Origin of the sequence: Mycobacterium sp. 2YAF39 (genome assembly GCF_052114565.1) — a bacterium.
Classification (GTDB): Bacteria; Actinomycetota; Actinomycetes; order Mycobacteriales; family Mycobacteriaceae; genus Mycobacterium.
The window spans coordinates 213,413-228,872 of record NZ_JBFREZ010000004.1 but is presented as its reverse complement, the minus strand read 5'-3'; the positions used below and the strand labels follow the sequence as shown (position 1 = coordinate 228,872).

The 15,460-nt window shown below is 67.8% G+C and carries 18 protein-coding genes; 11 read left to right on the top strand and 7 right to left on the bottom strand.

Going from position 1 to position 15,460, the window contains the following annotated elements; genetic code table 11:
• Positions 1-5: 5 nt before the first annotated feature.
• Both AB4Z42_RS14075 and AB4Z42_RS14070 read left to right on the top strand, forming a co-directional pair.
• Positions 6-728: an SDR family NAD(P)-dependent oxidoreductase gene (locus AB4Z42_RS14075; RefSeq protein WP_442009799.1), complete on the top strand. Its 723-nt coding sequence runs from the start codon at positions 6-8 to the stop codon at positions 726-728.
• Positions 728-1,345: a sigma-70 family RNA polymerase sigma factor gene (locus AB4Z42_RS14070; protein WP_442009798.1), complete on the top strand. Its 618-nt coding sequence runs from the start codon at positions 728-730 to the stop codon at positions 1,343-1,345. The genes AB4Z42_RS14075 and AB4Z42_RS14070 overlap by 1 nt, the downstream gene beginning before the upstream one ends.
• Here the strand turns inward: AB4Z42_RS14070 and AB4Z42_RS14065 are convergent.
• Positions 1,342-2,343 carry an amidohydrolase family protein gene (locus AB4Z42_RS14065; RefSeq protein WP_442009797.1) on the bottom strand — a complete coding sequence of 334 codons (1,002 nt, stop codon included), beginning with the start codon at positions 2,341-2,343 and terminating at the stop codon, positions 1,342-1,344. The two genes, AB4Z42_RS14070 and AB4Z42_RS14065, sit on opposite strands and share 4 nt — an antisense overlap.
• A 132-nt stretch (positions 2,344-2,475) precedes the next feature.
• On the opposite strand from AB4Z42_RS14065, the gene AB4Z42_RS14060 reads away from it, so the two are divergent.
• The 5 genes from AB4Z42_RS14060 to AB4Z42_RS14040 all read left to right on the top strand — a co-directional run bounded on the left by AB4Z42_RS14060 (position 2,476) and on the right by AB4Z42_RS14040 (position 8,008).
• Positions 2,476-3,249 carry a class I SAM-dependent methyltransferase gene (locus AB4Z42_RS14060; RefSeq protein WP_442010045.1) on the top strand — a complete coding sequence of 258 codons (774 nt, stop codon included), beginning with the start codon at positions 2,476-2,478 and terminating at the stop codon, positions 3,247-3,249.
• A gap of 48 nt (positions 3,250-3,297) precedes the next feature.
• Positions 3,298-4,407, top strand: a complete 1,110-nt coding sequence (locus tag AB4Z42_RS14055; protein ID WP_442009796.1) for an FHA domain-containing protein — start codon at positions 3,298-3,300, stop codon at positions 4,405-4,407.
• A gap of 106 nt (positions 4,408-4,513) precedes the next feature.
• Complete coding sequence (locus AB4Z42_RS14050; RefSeq protein WP_442009795.1) at positions 4,514-6,265, top strand: serine/threonine-protein kinase PknH/PknJ; 1,752 nt, start codon at positions 4,514-4,516, stop codon at positions 6,263-6,265.
• A gap of 26 nt (positions 6,266-6,291) precedes the next feature.
• Positions 6,292-6,777 carry a nuclear transport factor 2 family protein gene (locus AB4Z42_RS14045; protein ID WP_442009794.1) on the top strand — a complete coding sequence of 162 codons (486 nt, stop codon included), beginning with the start codon at positions 6,292-6,294 and terminating at the stop codon, positions 6,775-6,777.
• 10 nt (positions 6,778-6,787) lie between these two features.
• The gene (locus AB4Z42_RS14040) at positions 6,788-8,008 is read left to right on the top strand and encodes a DUF7373 family lipoprotein (RefSeq protein WP_442009793.1); all 1,221 of its coding nucleotides are present in this window, start codon (positions 6,788-6,790) and stop codon (positions 8,006-8,008) included.
• A gap of 11 nt (positions 8,009-8,019) precedes the next feature.
• On the opposite strand, the gene AB4Z42_RS14035 is transcribed toward AB4Z42_RS14040, so the two are convergent.
• The 3 genes from AB4Z42_RS14035 to AB4Z42_RS14025 form a co-directional block, all read right to left on the bottom strand.
• A complete protein-coding gene (locus tag AB4Z42_RS14035) occupies positions 8,020-8,772 on the bottom strand; it encodes a sensor domain-containing protein (protein WP_442009792.1) in 753 nt (250 codons plus the stop codon).
• 90 nt (positions 8,773-8,862) lie between these two features.
• Positions 8,863-9,039: a hypothetical protein gene (locus AB4Z42_RS14030; RefSeq protein WP_442009791.1), complete on the bottom strand. Its 177-nt coding sequence runs from the start codon at positions 9,037-9,039 to the stop codon at positions 8,863-8,865.
• Positions 9,040-9,129: 90 nt separating this feature from the next.
• The gene (locus AB4Z42_RS14025) at positions 9,130-9,786 is read right to left on the bottom strand and encodes an enoyl-CoA hydratase-related protein (RefSeq protein WP_442009790.1); all 657 of its coding nucleotides are present in this window, start codon (positions 9,784-9,786) and stop codon (positions 9,130-9,132) included.
• Between the two features lie 41 nt (positions 9,787-9,827).
• Between AB4Z42_RS14025 and AB4Z42_RS14020 the strand changes: the two genes are divergently transcribed.
• Complete coding sequence (locus AB4Z42_RS14020) at positions 9,828-11,207, top strand: NAD(P)/FAD-dependent oxidoreductase (protein WP_442009789.1); 1,380 nt, start codon at positions 9,828-9,830, stop codon at positions 11,205-11,207.
• 54 nt (positions 11,208-11,261) lie between these two features.
• Here AB4Z42_RS14020 and AB4Z42_RS14015 read toward each other — a convergent pair whose 3' ends face one another.
• Complete coding sequence (locus AB4Z42_RS14015; RefSeq protein WP_442009788.1) at positions 11,262-11,756, bottom strand: SRPBCC family protein; 495 nt, start codon at positions 11,754-11,756, stop codon at positions 11,262-11,264.
• Positions 11,757-11,817: 61 nt separating this feature from the next.
• Here AB4Z42_RS14015 and AB4Z42_RS14010 point away from each other — a divergent pair, with 61 nt between their 5' ends.
• The 3 genes from AB4Z42_RS14010 to AB4Z42_RS14000 all read left to right on the top strand — a co-directional run bounded on the left by AB4Z42_RS14010 (position 11,818) and on the right by AB4Z42_RS14000 (position 13,763).
• Entirely contained in the window at positions 11,818-12,192 is a 375-nt protein-coding gene (locus tag AB4Z42_RS14010; protein WP_442009787.1) for a DUF427 domain-containing protein, read from the top strand.
• Positions 12,193-12,201: 9 nt separating this feature from the next.
• Positions 12,202-13,113, top strand: a complete 912-nt coding sequence (locus AB4Z42_RS14005; protein WP_442009786.1) for a DNA-3-methyladenine glycosylase family protein — start codon at positions 12,202-12,204, stop codon at positions 13,111-13,113.
• A gap of 92 nt (positions 13,114-13,205) precedes the next feature.
• Positions 13,206-13,763: a Dps family protein gene (locus AB4Z42_RS14000; RefSeq protein ID WP_442009785.1), complete on the top strand. Its 558-nt coding sequence runs from the start codon at positions 13,206-13,208 to the stop codon at positions 13,761-13,763.
• Between the two features lie 21 nt (positions 13,764-13,784).
• Here AB4Z42_RS14000 and AB4Z42_RS13995 read toward each other — a convergent pair whose 3' ends face one another.
• Positions 13,785-14,432, bottom strand: coding sequence for a CDP-alcohol phosphatidyltransferase family protein (locus tag AB4Z42_RS13995; RefSeq protein ID WP_442009784.1), 648 nt, complete (start codon positions 14,430-14,432; stop codon positions 13,785-13,787).
• Positions 14,433-14,512: 80 nt separating this feature from the next.
• A complete protein-coding gene (locus AB4Z42_RS13990; RefSeq protein WP_442009783.1) occupies positions 14,513-15,409 on the bottom strand; it encodes a lysophospholipid acyltransferase family protein in 897 nt (298 codons plus the stop codon).
• Positions 15,410-15,460: the final 51 nt, after the last annotated feature.

Below are 15,460 nucleotides of genomic sequence, written 5' to 3'. Positions count from 1 at the left end.
AATGTGTGGAGTTAGCCGAGCACGTCGCCCTGATCACCGGTGGTACAGCGGGAATCGGCTGGGAGTCCGCGCGGCTGATGGCCTGTGAAGGCGCCCAGGTCATCATCTCCGGGCGAGACCGCGAACGCGGTGAGCAGGCCGCCGCCCGCATCGGCGCGAATGCGCGCTTCGTGCAGGCCGACCTGTCCGACCTGGAGTCGGTGAGGTCACTCGTGCAACAGGTTGGCGACGTCGACATCGTCGTGAACAACGCCGCCGACTTCACCGGCGCGGCCACCGTCGACGCGGACGTCGCCGTCTTCGAAGCGATCTTCGACACCAACGTGCGCGGTGCGTACTTCCTGATCGCCGGCCTAGTCCCGGGAATGTTGGCACGTGGGCGGGGCAGCATCGTCAACGTCACGTCCATGGTCGCCTCCAAAGGCGTTCCCGGCTCATCCGGATACAGCGCTTCCAAGGCTGCACTCGAGTCGCTGACCCGCACCTGGGCCGCCGAGTTCGGAAAACACGGGGTGCGCGTCAACAGCGTGGCGCCGGGGCCGACCCGCACAGAGGGGGTGGCCGCGGTGTGGGGCGAGACCAATGAGGAACTCGGCAGGGCACTGCCGCTGGGCCGGACCGCCCACGCCGCCGAAATCGCCGAGGCCGTCCTGTTTCTTGCCTCCCCACGCGCGAGCTTCGTCACGGGTTCGACCCTGCACGCCGACGGCGGCGGCTCGGCAGTCTGATGGCCAACGAAACGCTCGAAGAAGCCGCGATGACGTTCCACGTCTTCCGGGATCGTCTGTTCACCATCGCGTTTCGGATCCTCAATGACTGCGCCGAGGCCGAGGACATCGTGCAGGACGCCTGGCTGAGGTGGCAGACGTGCGATCGGAGCGTCGTCCTGGACCCGCTCGCCTTCTTGATCACCACCACCAGGAGACTGTGCATCAACGCTCTGCAGTCCGCTCGCGCGCGTCACGAAACGCACACAGGCTCATGGGTTCCCGAACCCGTGGACCAGACCGCCGATCCGCTGCGGAGCATCGAGCAGTACGAGGCGCTCGAGCTCGCGGCACTGACGCTGCTCGAACGGCTGTCACCGCCCGAACGCGCCGCATACGTGCTGCGGGAAGCCTTTGACTATTCGTACGGCGAGATCGCGGCGATCGTCGAGGTGACGCAGGCGAACGCGCGTCAGCTCGTCAGCCGTGCACGCAAACGCCTTGTCGCAGAACGCCGCGAGACGCCCACCGGCGCCGAGCAGAAGCGGATGGTGGTGGCGCTGACGGCGGCCGCACAGTCGGGGGATCTGGCGACACTGGAAACGATGTTCGCCGAAGACCTCGCGATGGCGGCCTAGTTGATGCGCAACAGCGCCATGGCGTTGGCGTCGAGGATCGCGTGCGCTTCACCGGGGTCCGCGACATCCATCACGTAGTCGACGGCGCGCACGAACGTGTCGCCGTCCTCGTACGGGAAGTCGGTGCCTAGCAGGATCCGGTCGGCACCGAAAGAATCGATGGCACAACGCAATGCGGGCTCATGGCAATGGCTGACCGTGTCGAACCACAGCCTGTGCACCGCCAGACTCGGCGGCTCAGGAGTGTCGGGTGCTTCCCACGCCACGTGGTCGTCGGCCCTGCGGATGATCATCGGCAGCGCACCGCCGAGATGCGAGCAGATGATCTTCACGCCGGGATAGCGCTGAAGGTGTCCCGAGGTGATCAGCTGCATCGCGGCGATGGTGTCCTCGAACGGCGCCCCGACCATCCAGGTGATGTGGTGATCGGAGACCAGCGGTGAACACGCGCCGTTTCCCGCCGGGTGCAGGTACAGCACCGCGCCGCGGGCGTCGAGCTCGGCGAAGATCGGCTCGAAGGCCGGGTCGGTGATCGCGTGGCCCAGCACGCTCGTGTTCATCGTGACACCGACCATGCCCAATTCATCGACAGCACGATTGATTTCGGCGATCGATGCGTCGATGTGGGTCATCGGCGATGAGCGCTCGCGCGAAGTGGGGGCACCTCCCGCCCGAAGGGCAGGGGGACAGACGAACGGCGTGGCGGCGAAGGCGCGGAAGCGGTCAGGATAGGCCGCGACGACGGCAGCGTATTCGTCGTTGACGTGGCGCGCAGCGGCGACGGCCAGGTCGATATCGGCGCCGTACGGCAACTGCGGCGCGGCAGAGAGCACCTGAAGGTCGACGCCTGCGCGGTCCATCAACCGCAGCCGTGCATCGAGTTCCGCGCCATCGCCTGCGCCGATACCGCGCTGGGTGGCGGTGTCGGTCTTGCCGAGACCGACGAGGATATCGAGGTAGGCCTCGGTCCAGTAATGGGCGTGCACGTCGATCCGCATGTATGTCAACGCTATTCGTTGAACGCCACGCCGTACAGCGTTCAGCCGCTGGCGGTTTGGATTGCGCCGCCGCTAGCCTCGGAAGCTGTGAGCGAGAAACTGCACGTCGACCTTTCCGGCGCGCCGCAGACGATGCTGGCTACCCTCTACGCCAAGGCGCTCGACGCTGACCTGCCGAAGCCGATCCTCGGGGACCGCTGGGCGAAGGAGATCGTCGACCGCATCGACTACGACTGGTCGAAGACATCGATCACCAAAGCCAATTCGCCCTCGGTCACCACCCGCAGCGCTCATTTCGACAACTGGGCCAGACAGTTCCTGGCGGTCGCGCCCGAAGCCACCGTCGTGCACCTCGGCTGCGGGCTGGACGCGCGCGCGTTCCGGCTCGACCCCGGTCCGGGCGTCGAGTGGTATGACGTCGACTATCCCGACGTCACCGACCTGCGCCGCCAGCTCTTCCCGGCCCGCGACAACTACCACGTGATCTCCGCGTCGGTGACTGATCCGGCCTGGCTGCGCGAGGTGCGCTCGGACCGGCCGACGCTGATGATCGCCGAGGGACTCACCATGTACCTCACGGAATCCGACGGTGTGGCGTTGTTGCGCCGCATCGTCGACGCGTTCCCGTCCGGAGAGTTGCAGTTCGACGCGTTCAACCGGCTGGGCATCAAGTCACAGTGGATGAACGCGGTGGTCCGCCGATCCGGGTCGACGTTGTACTGGGGGATCGACATGCCGGACGACATCGTCAGCGCCGTTCCCGGGGTTCGCCTGCTGGCCTTCCAGTCCCCGTTCGACTCCCCGACCTTCCAGGACGTCGCGTGGTACTACCGCGTGATGGCCAGGGTGATGTCGGCGGCACCGTCGCTGCGCTACATGGCGCAGTACCACCGCTGCGCGTTCTGAGCTACGCCAGTTGCCGCCTGCGGCCGCGGGGCATGAAAGATTCAGACAATGGTTCCGTCGCAGTCTCCACACAATGAGCCGGGCGCACCCCTTCTGATCGTGCGGTTCGGCACCGTGGACGAGGTGCTGCGTCCCGGAGACGGCCCGGTGTTCATCGGCAGGGAGCTGCCCGCGCAGTTGCGCATCGCCGACCCGCGCATCTCCCGGACGCACGCCAGGATCGAATCGGCAGGCGTGCACTGGGTGGTTGTCGACGAAGCCAGCACGAACGGCGTGTTCCTCCACGGCGAAAGGGTGTCCACCGTCTCCGTGGCCGACGGAATGACACTGCACCTGGGTCATGTCAACGGCATCGAGGTGAGGTTCTCGTTCATCGACCCGGATGCAGGCACCATGATGGCCACCCACCACACCGGTGAGGGGCCGCCCGCGGACACGATCACCGTCCGCACCGATGCGCTCGGCGGCCCCGACATCGCGCGGGCAGGCGCTGCGGTGGCCGCGCGCCGCGAAGAGCTCGGCTACACCCCACGCCGCCTCAGCGACGACGGCGTCATCAGCTCCGGCGAGTTGGAGGAGCTCGAGCGCGGGCGCAGCTGGCCATCCGCGAGTACCCGCGAAAAGGTCGAGCACGCGCTGCGCTGGCCGCCGGGCACCATCACCCACGTGGCCCGCGGTGGCGAGATCCCCGAGGACGATGACACCGAGTTGCTGTCGGATTCCGTGCAGGTAGAGGTGATGGTCGACTACGCCGCGATCGCTCTCGACGGCCTGGGGGCGCAGATCGCGACTTTGCCGCCGATCAGCGATCCGGAGTTCGGCGCGCAGGCCGCCGAGCACCTGGCGCAGCTGCGACGGCTGGAGGCCACCACCGCCAATGCCGCCCGCAGCGCCCCGGCGCCCCAGATCATGCTGGCGCTCGGCGACGTGCGCCGGACCTACCGTGACCTGATGCTGCTCGCCGCCGCCGCCCCGGCCGCCACGCTGGGCCAGCGCCTGTTCGCGGCACGCCACCGCGCCCAACTCAGCGCCGAGGAAACCGCCGCGGCCGCCGGCGTCGACGTCGATGTCGTGACTGCGGTGGAGGCCGAACGGCTGGTACCCGCCGACGTGTCCGCCGCGCTGGAAAGCGTCGTGTTGCGGCTCACCGGCCACTGAGCGACGGACCCGGGTTGAGACGACGGCTGTGGCCGTGCGTGATACTGCAGAGCATGCTTAGGGGGCGGAGCATCGACGACGAAGATGCTGATCGATGGGGTAGCCGATGCTGACCGCCGGGTCGATGGTGGGCGGCTACCGCATCGAACGCGAACTGGGTGTCGGCGGCATGGGCTCGGTGTATCTGGCCGCACACCCCACCCTGCCCCGCTATGACGCGCTAAAGGTGCTCTCCCGTGAACTCTCGCGCGACCCCGACTTCCGGACGCGGTTCACCCGCGAGGCCGACGTTGCCGCCTCGCTGGACCACCCGCAGATCGTGGCCGTGTACAACCGGGGCCAGACCGACGATGGCCAGCTGTGGATCGCGATGCAGTTCGTCGACGGCACCGACGCCGACGCCGCGCTGCGCGCCGGCGGGATGACGCCGACCCGCGCGGTCCACATCGTCGCCGAGGTCGCCAAGGCGCTGGACTTCGCGCACGCCCATACAGTGGTGCATCGCGACATCAAGCCGGCCAACTTTCTGCTGTCCGGACCGGTCGGGCCCGACGAGCGGGTGCTGCTCGGCGACTTCGGGATCGCCCGCGCGCTCGACGACGTCGGACTGACGGCCACCGGCGCGGTCATGGCCACCATCGCCTATGCCGCCCCAGAGGTGTTGTCGGGCATGCCGTTTGACGGTCGCGCCGACATCTATTCGCTGGGCTGCACGCTGTTTCGGCTGCTGACGGGCAAGACACCGTTCTCCGGTGCCAACGGGCCGGCCGCCACGATGATGGCGCACCTGCAGCAACCACCGCCGCGTGTCACCGATGTGGCGCCCTCCCTGCCTGGCGCGCTCGACCAGGTGATCGCCGTCGCGATGGCCAAGGACCCGGCGCGGCGATTCGGTTCGGCCACCGCGCTGGGAGCGGCCGCATTCGCGGCGTTACACGACCCGAGCTTTCAGCAGGACCGCACGCTACTGGCGCCGGTATCGAGCCGCGAGGTCAGCTCCTACCCCCGGGCCGACGCAGGCGCACCGGTCATGCCCTGGTTCAACAACGGGCCGCAGACGATGCAGGGTCCGTCGGCACCGGGCTATGGTCTTCCCGCGCCTGCCAGTGCCGCGCCGCGAAACCGACGGCGCGCCGTCGTGATCGGCGCGGTAGCCGCCGTCGCGGTGCTGATAGCCGCCACCGTGACGGTGGTGGTGTGGCCGTCAGACGAACCGGCATCGACCCCTGCGTCCGGACCGGCGACGATCCCGACGCCGACCGGAGCGCCCGCCACCGACGTGCCCGTCTCGGTGTTGCGTTCAATCTTGTTGACCGGCAGCCAGATTCCCGGAAACACCGGCGACAACGCGGTGGTCCTCGAACAAGACGGTAACCAGATGCTCAACGACTCGGCCACCATTGACAATCAGCAGTGCCTCGGGGCATGGGCACCGGCGCAGCAACCGGTCTACAGCGAGAGCCCTTTCGGTGGGGTAGCGGTGCAGACGCTGCGTGCGCTCTACCGAAAGATCACCCAGGACAGCATCATTCAGGCCGCCGTGTCGTTCCCCGAAGAGAACGGCCCTGGTCTTTCGCTGCAGCTACAGCGGCGGCAGTGGGAGATATGCGCGGGCAAGACGGTCACCATCTCGTCCGCGCAGGACCCGCCTCAGGCGTGGAAGTTCGAGCAGCCCACCAACAACGCCGGAGTGTTCGTGCTGCAGGCCACCTCGAGCGCAGGCGACGCGGTGTGTCAGCACGGCATATCCACCCGCGGCAACGTGCTCATCGATATCCGGCAATGCCGCCCGCCGGGTACCGCCGACGTCGCGGCGTTGGTCAATGCCACCGCCAACAAGGTTCCCCGACAACAGTGAGTCCATCCAATGGAGGTTTGCCGTCAATGACGTCACACAAAGTATCCGCTGTCGTTTCAGCGTTGCTCCTCACGGTCACGCTGGGCGTAGCGTGCTCACGCGGCGGAACACCGGCTGCAGAACATAGCAGTGCGGAGTCGTCTTCGTCGGCGGCGGCAGCGCCCTCGGCGGCCACCTCCACCACGACCGTCGCGCCGGTGTCCGACGAGGATCAGGTGCGTGAGGCGGTGCTGGCCTTCCAGGATGCCTACAACACGCAGAACTGGGACGCCTATCTGGAACTGATGTGTCCCAGTTGGCGGGCGATGTACACCGGGCCGGTCATGGACTCGTTGAAGAAGACCCGTGTCGATCAAGGCCTGACGACGGTCACAGTCAACAGCGTGCGCATCGTCGGGGACGACGCGACGGCGACTGTCGACGCCCAGAACGAGATGCTGGGCCGCAAGACCCTCGACTTCAAGCTGGTCCGCGATGACGGCTGGCGTATGTGTATGCCCAACGGGGTGTAGGCGCAACGCGATGGGACGGATCACGTTCGCGGCGTTGATGATCGCGCTACTGCTGACCGCCTGCGGCGGCGCCGTCGACGGCACGGCGGTGAAATCGACGACACCGACGATCGATCCGTCGGCGCTCGACCCGGGCTCCTACCCGACGACACCCCGGCCTGCGTTGGGACAGGCGGGAACCGATGACGTGGGGCGGCTCGTCGAGGGACGGCGGATGGCCGGCTTCGTCGTCGGGCCGTGGCAGGCCGATCCCGTCCTGATCCAAGCTGGGGCGGCCCCGGCGAAGGTCATGGATCAGCGCAACCAGATTTCGCAGGTGATCTGGCCGTCGATGCTGACCAGGTTTCCCTCGCTGCCGTTGATCGTGGGCTTCGTCAGTGAACGAACTTCGTCGAATGCGAACGACACGGCGATGGTGCGAAACGCGGTGCTGCAGTATCCATTCCCAGAAACTGCTGCGAAAGTCGCCGAAGGCCTGGCCGCCGGGGCGCTGAACATCGTGGTGACCGACAGGGCGGGCGGCCCGGTCCCGACCGAGCCCGTCCGCGCGGTGCCCATACCGGGTCACCCCGAGGCCACCGCGGCACTGATGGCGCGCCCCGAGGGCACCGCGATCGTGCATGAGCTGACCGTGATCAGCGCACGCGGGCCGCACGTGCTGATCCAGGTCATCCAGTTCGCCACACCAGAGCGGGCCGTCGAACTGGCCGGCCGCATCCTCGATCTGCAGGTGCCGCTGATCGACACGTTTGTACCCACCGCCCCTGCACCGCTGGCGACACTACCGCGTGATCCGTCGGGTCTGCTCGCCCGCACTGTGCCGCTCAAGCCCGGCCAGGGGGATTCGATGGTGGACGCCGACTACGACCCGGCAGGGGCAATGCAGTTGGAGGACAACCCGATTGCGGCGGGTGCGGCAATGCGGGACGCCGGGGTGGACACCGTCGCGGTCAGTCAGACGACGGTGTACCAGGCCCGCGACGCCGCGGCCGCCCAACGGCTTGCGCAGGCCCTCGGCGACGACACCGCGCAGAGGCAGGCGGCGCAGCCGGCCGCGGAGGTTCCAGGCCTCGCGGGCAGCCGGTGTGTGCGCATCGACGGAGCTGGCGGCCTGATTCCGCACCACTGGTGCGTCGCCACCAGCGGGCGGTATACGTTCAAAGCCGTTGCCCGCGAACTGAACAACGCGCACCAGCAGATGGCGGCCCAATACCTGATGCTGAGCGGATAGCGCCGCTGGGCTCAGCCCGGAATGCGCTCCAGGATGCGTTTGGCGATCGTGATGTTCTGCTCGGTCAGGCCGCTTCCCATGATCTGCACGTCGACCAGCACGTTGTTCTTGGCCGCGATGGCACGTGTGACGGTCACGGGCGAGTTGTCGTTCACGTTGCGCAACGAGGTGACGCCGCCGCCGGCGTCGACAGGCTGGCCCAGCGTCCACTCCGACTGTTGCCCTTGCGAGACGACCTTCCACGTGAACCGCGTGTCGGCGCAGCGGCGCCACTGCTCGACATAATTGGCCAGCGCCTTCTGCGCGGCCGCCGCGTCGTCGAAGGTGACCACGGACTCGCCGAGTACGACTGATGGCGTCGGCGATTGCTGTTGGCTGACCCCACGAAACCCCCGCCAACCGGTGCCCTCGAAGGCCGGTGGAGCGCCGGCGCCGAACGAGCTGGCGCAACCTGCAGGCTCGTAGACCTGCTGGCGTGGATCCAGCGCCGCCACACCGGTGGAGTTCGGGCCTGCGATCAACGCGGGGTTGTCCATGACGGTCTTGAGCTCATCGAGGCTCGGCAGTAACCCGGCCAGGCCGGCGGCAGTGACGGGCGGCGGCGACGGCGGCGGTGGCGGGGTGGTCGCGGTTGTGGTGGACGAAGCGGTGGGAGTGGAGGCCTCTGTCGCGGGCGACTCCGATGTGCCTGCACACCCTGCGAGGAGAGCGGCCGTGGACAGCGTGAGCGCGGCGAGTGTCTGCCTGCATTGGTACTGACCCATCGAGTCGCCCTCTCCATCACGCCACCGGTCCTTTTCAGCTTCGCACGGTGCGGGGAGGGGTCCGGGCACCAATTCGCCGTTCTCGCGACGTCAGAGCAGGGCGGAGATGGCGGGCCGCGAGGTGTTCGACGCAACGGCGGCGTCGGCGTTGGTCGCCGTTGCCAGCGCGAACGCGCCGATCAGTCCGGCGGGCAGCACGATGTACGTGGCGATGTAGCGCGTGAAGACATGCATTCGGCTCTCCAGTGTCGTGGGATGTGCAGACACCACGATGCCGTGCACAGACCCGCAGGTCTGTCGGGTGATCGGACCGCGCAGGAGGTGATCCGGTGTCCCCCGATCGGGGGACAAGGACGCCTAGACGGCCTTCAGTTCCGCGATGACTTCGGCATAGAGCCGCGCCTTGATCGCCCCGAACACCGCGCCAGCCTTCGGGGCGAGCGCCTCGGCCCGCGCCACCGCGATGTCGACCACCTCACCTTCGCCGCCGGTCGCGGCGACGATGCCTGCGGCATGTGCGTCCTCTCCGCCGTAACGGCGCCCGGTCGTCATCGCCTCATGGGCGATCGCGATCGGTAACCGGGAGCGGATCAGCGCATTCATGCCCGGGGTGAACGGAATTCCCAAGTCGACCTCGGGAAGGCAGAAGTAGCCGCGGTCGGCGCGCATGACGATCTGGTCGTGAGCCAGGGCCAGCATCGCGCCCGCGGCGAACGCGTGGCCCTGCACCGCGGCGACGACGGGCGCGGGAAACGCCAGCACACGGGCGAACAACGCGTGGACGTCGACCAGGTTGGTCTCGGATGCATCCGGGTTCGCCGCCATGAAATCCAGGTCCAGCCCGTTGGAGTAGAACTTGCCGGAACCCGTCGTGACCACCGCCCTGGCGCCCTGCGCCGCCTCCACTTCGTCGAGCGCGGCGTTGATCTGGATCAGTCGATCCGGGTGGAAACGGTTCTCGTCGTTCCCGAGCGTCAACACGAAAACGGCGCCGTGGCGGTCAAGGCCGGTCATCTGCCGATTACACCACTGGTGTGTGCTGCCAGAATCGGACGGTGTCCGAAGCGATTCCTGTCAATGGCCGCATCTCCAACTGGTATGCGGAGCTTCCGGCCGTGCGCGCGCCTCTGCCCGGTGATCGCGACGCCGACGTGTGCATCGTGGGCGCCGGCTACACCGGGCTGTGGACGGCCTACTACCTGAAGCGGGCCGATCCGTCGCTGCGCATCGTCGTGATGGAGGCGCGGTTCGCCGGATTCGGCGCGTCCGGCCGCAACGGTGGGTGGCTGTCCGGGTTGGTGCCCGGCGACCGCAACCGGATGGCGAAGCTCTACGGGCGCGATCGCGTGCTGGCCTGGCAGCAAGCCCTCAACGACGCTGTCGATGAGGTCATCGACGTCGCGGACCGCGAAGGTATCGATGCGGGCGCCGTCAAGGGTGGAACGCTTCACGTGGCGCGCAGCCGTGCGCAGGCGTCGAGGCTGGCGGCCGAAGTCGATGAAGAGCGCCTCTGGAAGGTCGACGGCATCACCGCGTTGACCAAAGACGAATCAGCACAACGCATTCAGATCGACGGCGTGCGGTCGGCGTACTACAACCCGCATTGCGCCCGGATACAGCCGGCCCAGCTCGTGCGGGGTCTGGCCGACACCGTCGAACGGCTCGGCGTCGATATCTACGAGAGGTCGCCTGCGGCCGAGGTCCACGCGGGGCGGGTGAGGACCACGCTCGGCGCGGTCCGCGCGCCCGTCGTGCTGCGCGCGACCGAGGGTTTCACGGCAGCGCTGCCGGGGCTGCGGCGGCGCTGGTTGCCGATGAACAGTTCGATGATCGCGACCGAGCCGATCCCCCAGGATGTTTGGGACACGATCGGCTGGCAGGGCTGTGAGACGTTGGGTGACACCGCGCACGGCTTCTTCTACGCCCAGCGCACGGTGGACGACAGGATTGCGATCGGCGGCCGGAGCGTGCCCTACCGGTTCGGCTCGCGCACCGACATCGACGGACGGGTGCCGGAAAGCACCATCGCGCATCTGACCGCGGTGCTGCACTCGGCGCTGCCGCAGACCCGAGACATCCCCGTCGCGCATGCCTGGTGTGGTGTGCTTGCCGTCCCGCGAGACTGGGAGGCGAGCGTATCCTTCGACAAGGCAACGGGTTTGGGCGCTGCCGGTGGATACGTCGGGCATGGCGTGACAGCCACCAACCTGGCCGCGCGCACCCTGACCGATCTGGTGCTCGGACGGCAGACGCCGCTCACGGACCTGCCGTGGGTCGGGCATGCTTCGCGCGACTGGGAACCCGAGCCGTTGCGATGGTTGGGCGTGCGCGGGATGTACCTCGCGTACAAGGCCGCCGACTGGCACGAGTCGCGTGGGCGTCGGTCGACGTCGCCCATCGCCGTCGTCGCCGACAAGATCGCCGGGCGGCCCTAGTTTTATGTCGCCGGGCGGCCCTAGTTTTATGTCGCCGCCGGGGCGGCCCTAGTTTTATGTCGCCGCCGGGGCGGCTCCCTGGGACTCGGCCTTCTGCTTGAGCCGTGCCAGCGTCAGCTCGATGTGTTCGGCGTTCGCGGACTTGCGGTCCTTCACGCCGGTGGCCCAGCCCGCCGGAATGCGGAACCACCCGGGGCGACGGTCCCAGGTGCTCTCGGTCACCCGGCAGGTCCCCTCGCCGGTGGAGGCGATGTCGTATCGCCAGTGCGCGACGGGCACGACCGCGCTGCGCACATCGAACGCAAAGACGCGGCCGGGTTCGGCATCGGTCACGGTGCACGCCGTCGACCACGACTTGCTGCCGGCCGTATTGGTGCCCTTGAACTTCGCGCCGGGCACCGCGGCGTCACCCTGCACCCACTCCATGGCGGTGGTCTCCGCAGCCACCTGACACATCGTCGGAAGGTGGGTGATCAGGTCGTACACCGCGACGGCGTCTGCCGCGATATCCACACTTGCCTGACAGTCAGCCTCGCGATGTTCGGTCATGCCTGGCGATGCTATTGGCTGGGCCGGAAGAAATGGCGCGTCTTCGCACGTTGGTCTTGTCATGAGCGATCGACCAGTACTGGAGCCCACCGCTGCCCACCCCATCACCGTCGAGCCCACCGGCAAGCACGTCACGGTGCGGATCAACGGAGAGGTCGTGGCCGACACCGACAATGCCCTGACGCTGCAGGAGTCGACCTATCCCGCCGTGCAGTACATCCCGTCGCGCGACGTCGCGCCGTCGGTGATGCGTGCCAGCGACACCGAGACGTACTGCCCGTTCAAGGGCGACGCGAGCTACTACCACGTCGTCACCTCGTCCGGGGAGACCGTCGAGGACGCGATCTGGACCTACGAGCAGCCGTATCCGGCCGTGGCGTTGATCGCCGGTCACGTCGCGTTCTATGCCGAGAAGGCTGACATCACCGTCGCATAGCCTGGTCGGGTGTACAGCGCGGTCAGCGTCGAGTTCGAGGGGCCGGCCGGCCCGGGAGTGACGCTGTCTCCACTGCGCCGCGGCCGCGCTGATCCGTGCTATCACGACGCCGAGGACGGCGCGATCTGGCGCACCAGCCTCATGCGCAGCGGCCCGGTCACCGCGCGCATCACGAAATCCGCGCCCGCAACCGTGGACTGCGAGGCATGGGGCAGCGGCGCAACGGAATTCACCGAATCTCTGCCGAGGCAGCTGGGACGCGATGACGACGTATCGGGCTTTGCACCGGTCGAGCCGACGATCGCCGCAGCGTATCGGCGGGTACCGCACCTGCGGATGGGCCGCACCGACCGGGTCCTGGAAGCGCTCGTCCCGGCGGTCCTTGAACAGCGGGTCTACGGCAAGGACGCCCGACGGGCGTGGAAGTCGCTGGTCACCAAGTACGGTGCCCCAGCACCGGGGCCGGCTCCCGCACACATGCGCGTGCCCCCGCCGGGCGAGGTGTGGCGGCGCATCCCGTCGTGGGAGTTTCACCTCGCCAACGTCGACCCGGGACGCGCCCGCACCATCGTGGGCTGCGCGCAGCGAGCCGACTCGCTGGAACGCCTCGTCGGGCGGCCCGCGGAGCTGGCTCGCGCCGCGTTGATGTCGCTGCCGGGCGTCGGCGTGTGGACCGCGGCCGAGACGGCCCAGCGCGCGTTCGGCGACGCCGACGCGTTGTCGGTCGGCGACTACCACTTGGCCAAGATGGTCGGCTGGAGTCTGCTCGGACACCCGATCGACGACCCTGCAATGGTCGAGCTCCTCGAACCGCTGCGTCCGCATCGGCACCGTGCGGTCCGCTTGCTGGAGATCAGCGGTCTCGCGTTCAATCCGCGGTTCGGTCCCCGGCAGGCGATCCCGAAATTGGCCGATATGTGACGCACGTTTCGCCGGAGTTTCCTCATGAGTGAGGCGGGTACACGACGCGGAACGATCGATATTGCGAAATCGATATTGCGAAGGAGCTTTCGATGACTGCGTTCACCATCCCCGGACTTTCCAACAAGCAGGGCGCTGAAGTCGCCGAGATCCTGCAGAAGGCACTCAGCAGGTACAACGACTTACACCTGACGCTCAAGCATGTGCACTGGAACGTCGTGGGACCGAACTTCATCGGCGTGCACGAGATGATCGACCCGCAGGTCGAACTGGTCCGCGGATACGCCGACGACGTCGCCGAGCGCATCGCGGCGCTGGGCACCTCCCCCAAGGGCACACCCGGTGCGATCATCAACGACCGCACCTGGGATGACTACTCCGTCGAACGCGACACCGTGCAGGCACATCTCGCTGCGCTGGACCTTGTCTACACCGGCGTGATCGAGGACACCCGCAAGGGCATCGACCGCCTCGAAGATCTGGACCTGGTTTCGCAGGACATGTTCATCGGGCAGGCGGGCGAGCTGGAGAAGTTCCAGTGGTTCGTCCGTGCGCACCTGGAGAACTCCGGTGGGCAGCTCGTCAACGAGGGCGCCAAGACCGAGAAGGCCGCAGCAGGTCGGGCGAAGAAGAAGGCGGCCACCAAGTAGGCGCCATACCCGTTGGCGCTCTTACAGGTTCGCGGAAGCGAGTGATGACTGCAGCGGCGCGCTCGGCGCAGTGAGCTCGCGGTGCGCGCCCGCCAGCCTCATGCCTGCGGTAAGCAGGGATCCGATGATGATCGCCGCGCCGACCATCGGGATCGCGGCCGGTGCGGCGGCGATCACGATGGCGGCGAGGCAGCGTTCGGTCTTGCCGAACGGTCCGCCGTTGCGCCGGGTTGCGCCTGCCCCTGCGGCCGCCAGTGACGCGAACGTCGGCAGCGTCGCCGCCAGCGCGGCAACCAGCACCCAAATCACCGGCCACGACAGCCAGTTCATGTCGGGCCCGCCTTGGGATGCCGCCCAGACCGCAAGGCCGGTGAACACAAGCAGGTCCGAGGCCCGGTCCCCGATCTCGTTGAGCGCGAACCCCCACGGCCTGCAGACCTTCCTGGCGCGTGCGACCGCGCCGTCGAGGTTCGCCCCGCCAAGACGCACGGCGAGCGCTATCGCTGCGACGGGCCACCAGCCGGCGGCGATGCACACTGCGGCCGCCGCGGCGCCGAGGACACCGATCGCGGTGAAGACATCCGGCGACGTGCCCTGAATCTCCGCGCGTCGCATGAAGACATGCAGGCGCTGGGTGTACCAGGGCTTCAGTGCGTAGAGTCCGTCCATCGGATCTGCCTCCTCTCGTATCGCATCGTTGGGGGAGTTTTTCCAGCCGCGCTTGGAGGTTTCTTGGACTTCCGGGCGGGTTACGCCGCTGCCGCAGCGGAGGCAGGCCACGCTCGCGGTTGAGCCGCCACGAGATCGGTGCCCAGCACCAGTCGCAGGCTCCCCGTGGACGTCCTGGTGCGACGCGCGGTACGCAACGCCAGCACCTCGCGCCGCAAATCCTGCGCGGCGAGGCCGGTCGGATTCATCGGCTCACCGAAACGGACCTCCATGGGATTCGGCGTGAGGCGGCCGCCCTTCGGCAGCACATCGGCGGTGCCCTTCAAAGCGACAGGAACGATGGGTACGCCGCAGTCGCTTGCCAAATGAATTGCACCGGAGCGAAACTCGCCGATGCGTCCGTTGGTGCTGCGAGTGCCCTCCGGGTAGATCACGACGGTGCGGCCGGCGGCCAGTGCAGGTTTGATCGCTGCGAGCAGCGCCGCGTAGCCGGAGGCGCTACCCGATCTCCGTACGGGTAAGCCGCCTGCGAGGTTTCTGAGCGCGAACCGGCGCACCGGAAAGTCGAACCAGTAGTCCGCGGCCGCGACGAATACCGGCCTGGCTCGGGGCGGCAGTGCGGCAAGGAGGACGGCCGTGTCGGCGTGCGAACTGTGATTGGCCACGAGGATGCAACCGCCCGGATGACTCCAGCGTCCGGTCACCGTGAGGCCGCCCGAGCGCGACACCACGATCCGCCACACGTAGTGCCGGAACGTGGCGGCGAATCGACCCGTGCGGGCGAAACGTAGGCAGGCGACGAGGAGCAGTCCGGCGACGCTGGTCGCGCCGATCCACGGAACGGCGGCCGGGGCGGCGTTGAGCAGGATGGCGATGTTGTTGAACAACTCGGGTGTGTGGCCGTGCATGGCCGAACGGTGCAGGAAGTCTCCCGGGCCGGGGCTGTACCAGGGGTTGAGCGCGTGAAGCGTGTTCATCGGATTCTCCTCTCGTTCTCGTCTTGACCCGACGGTCGATGAGAGGAGTCT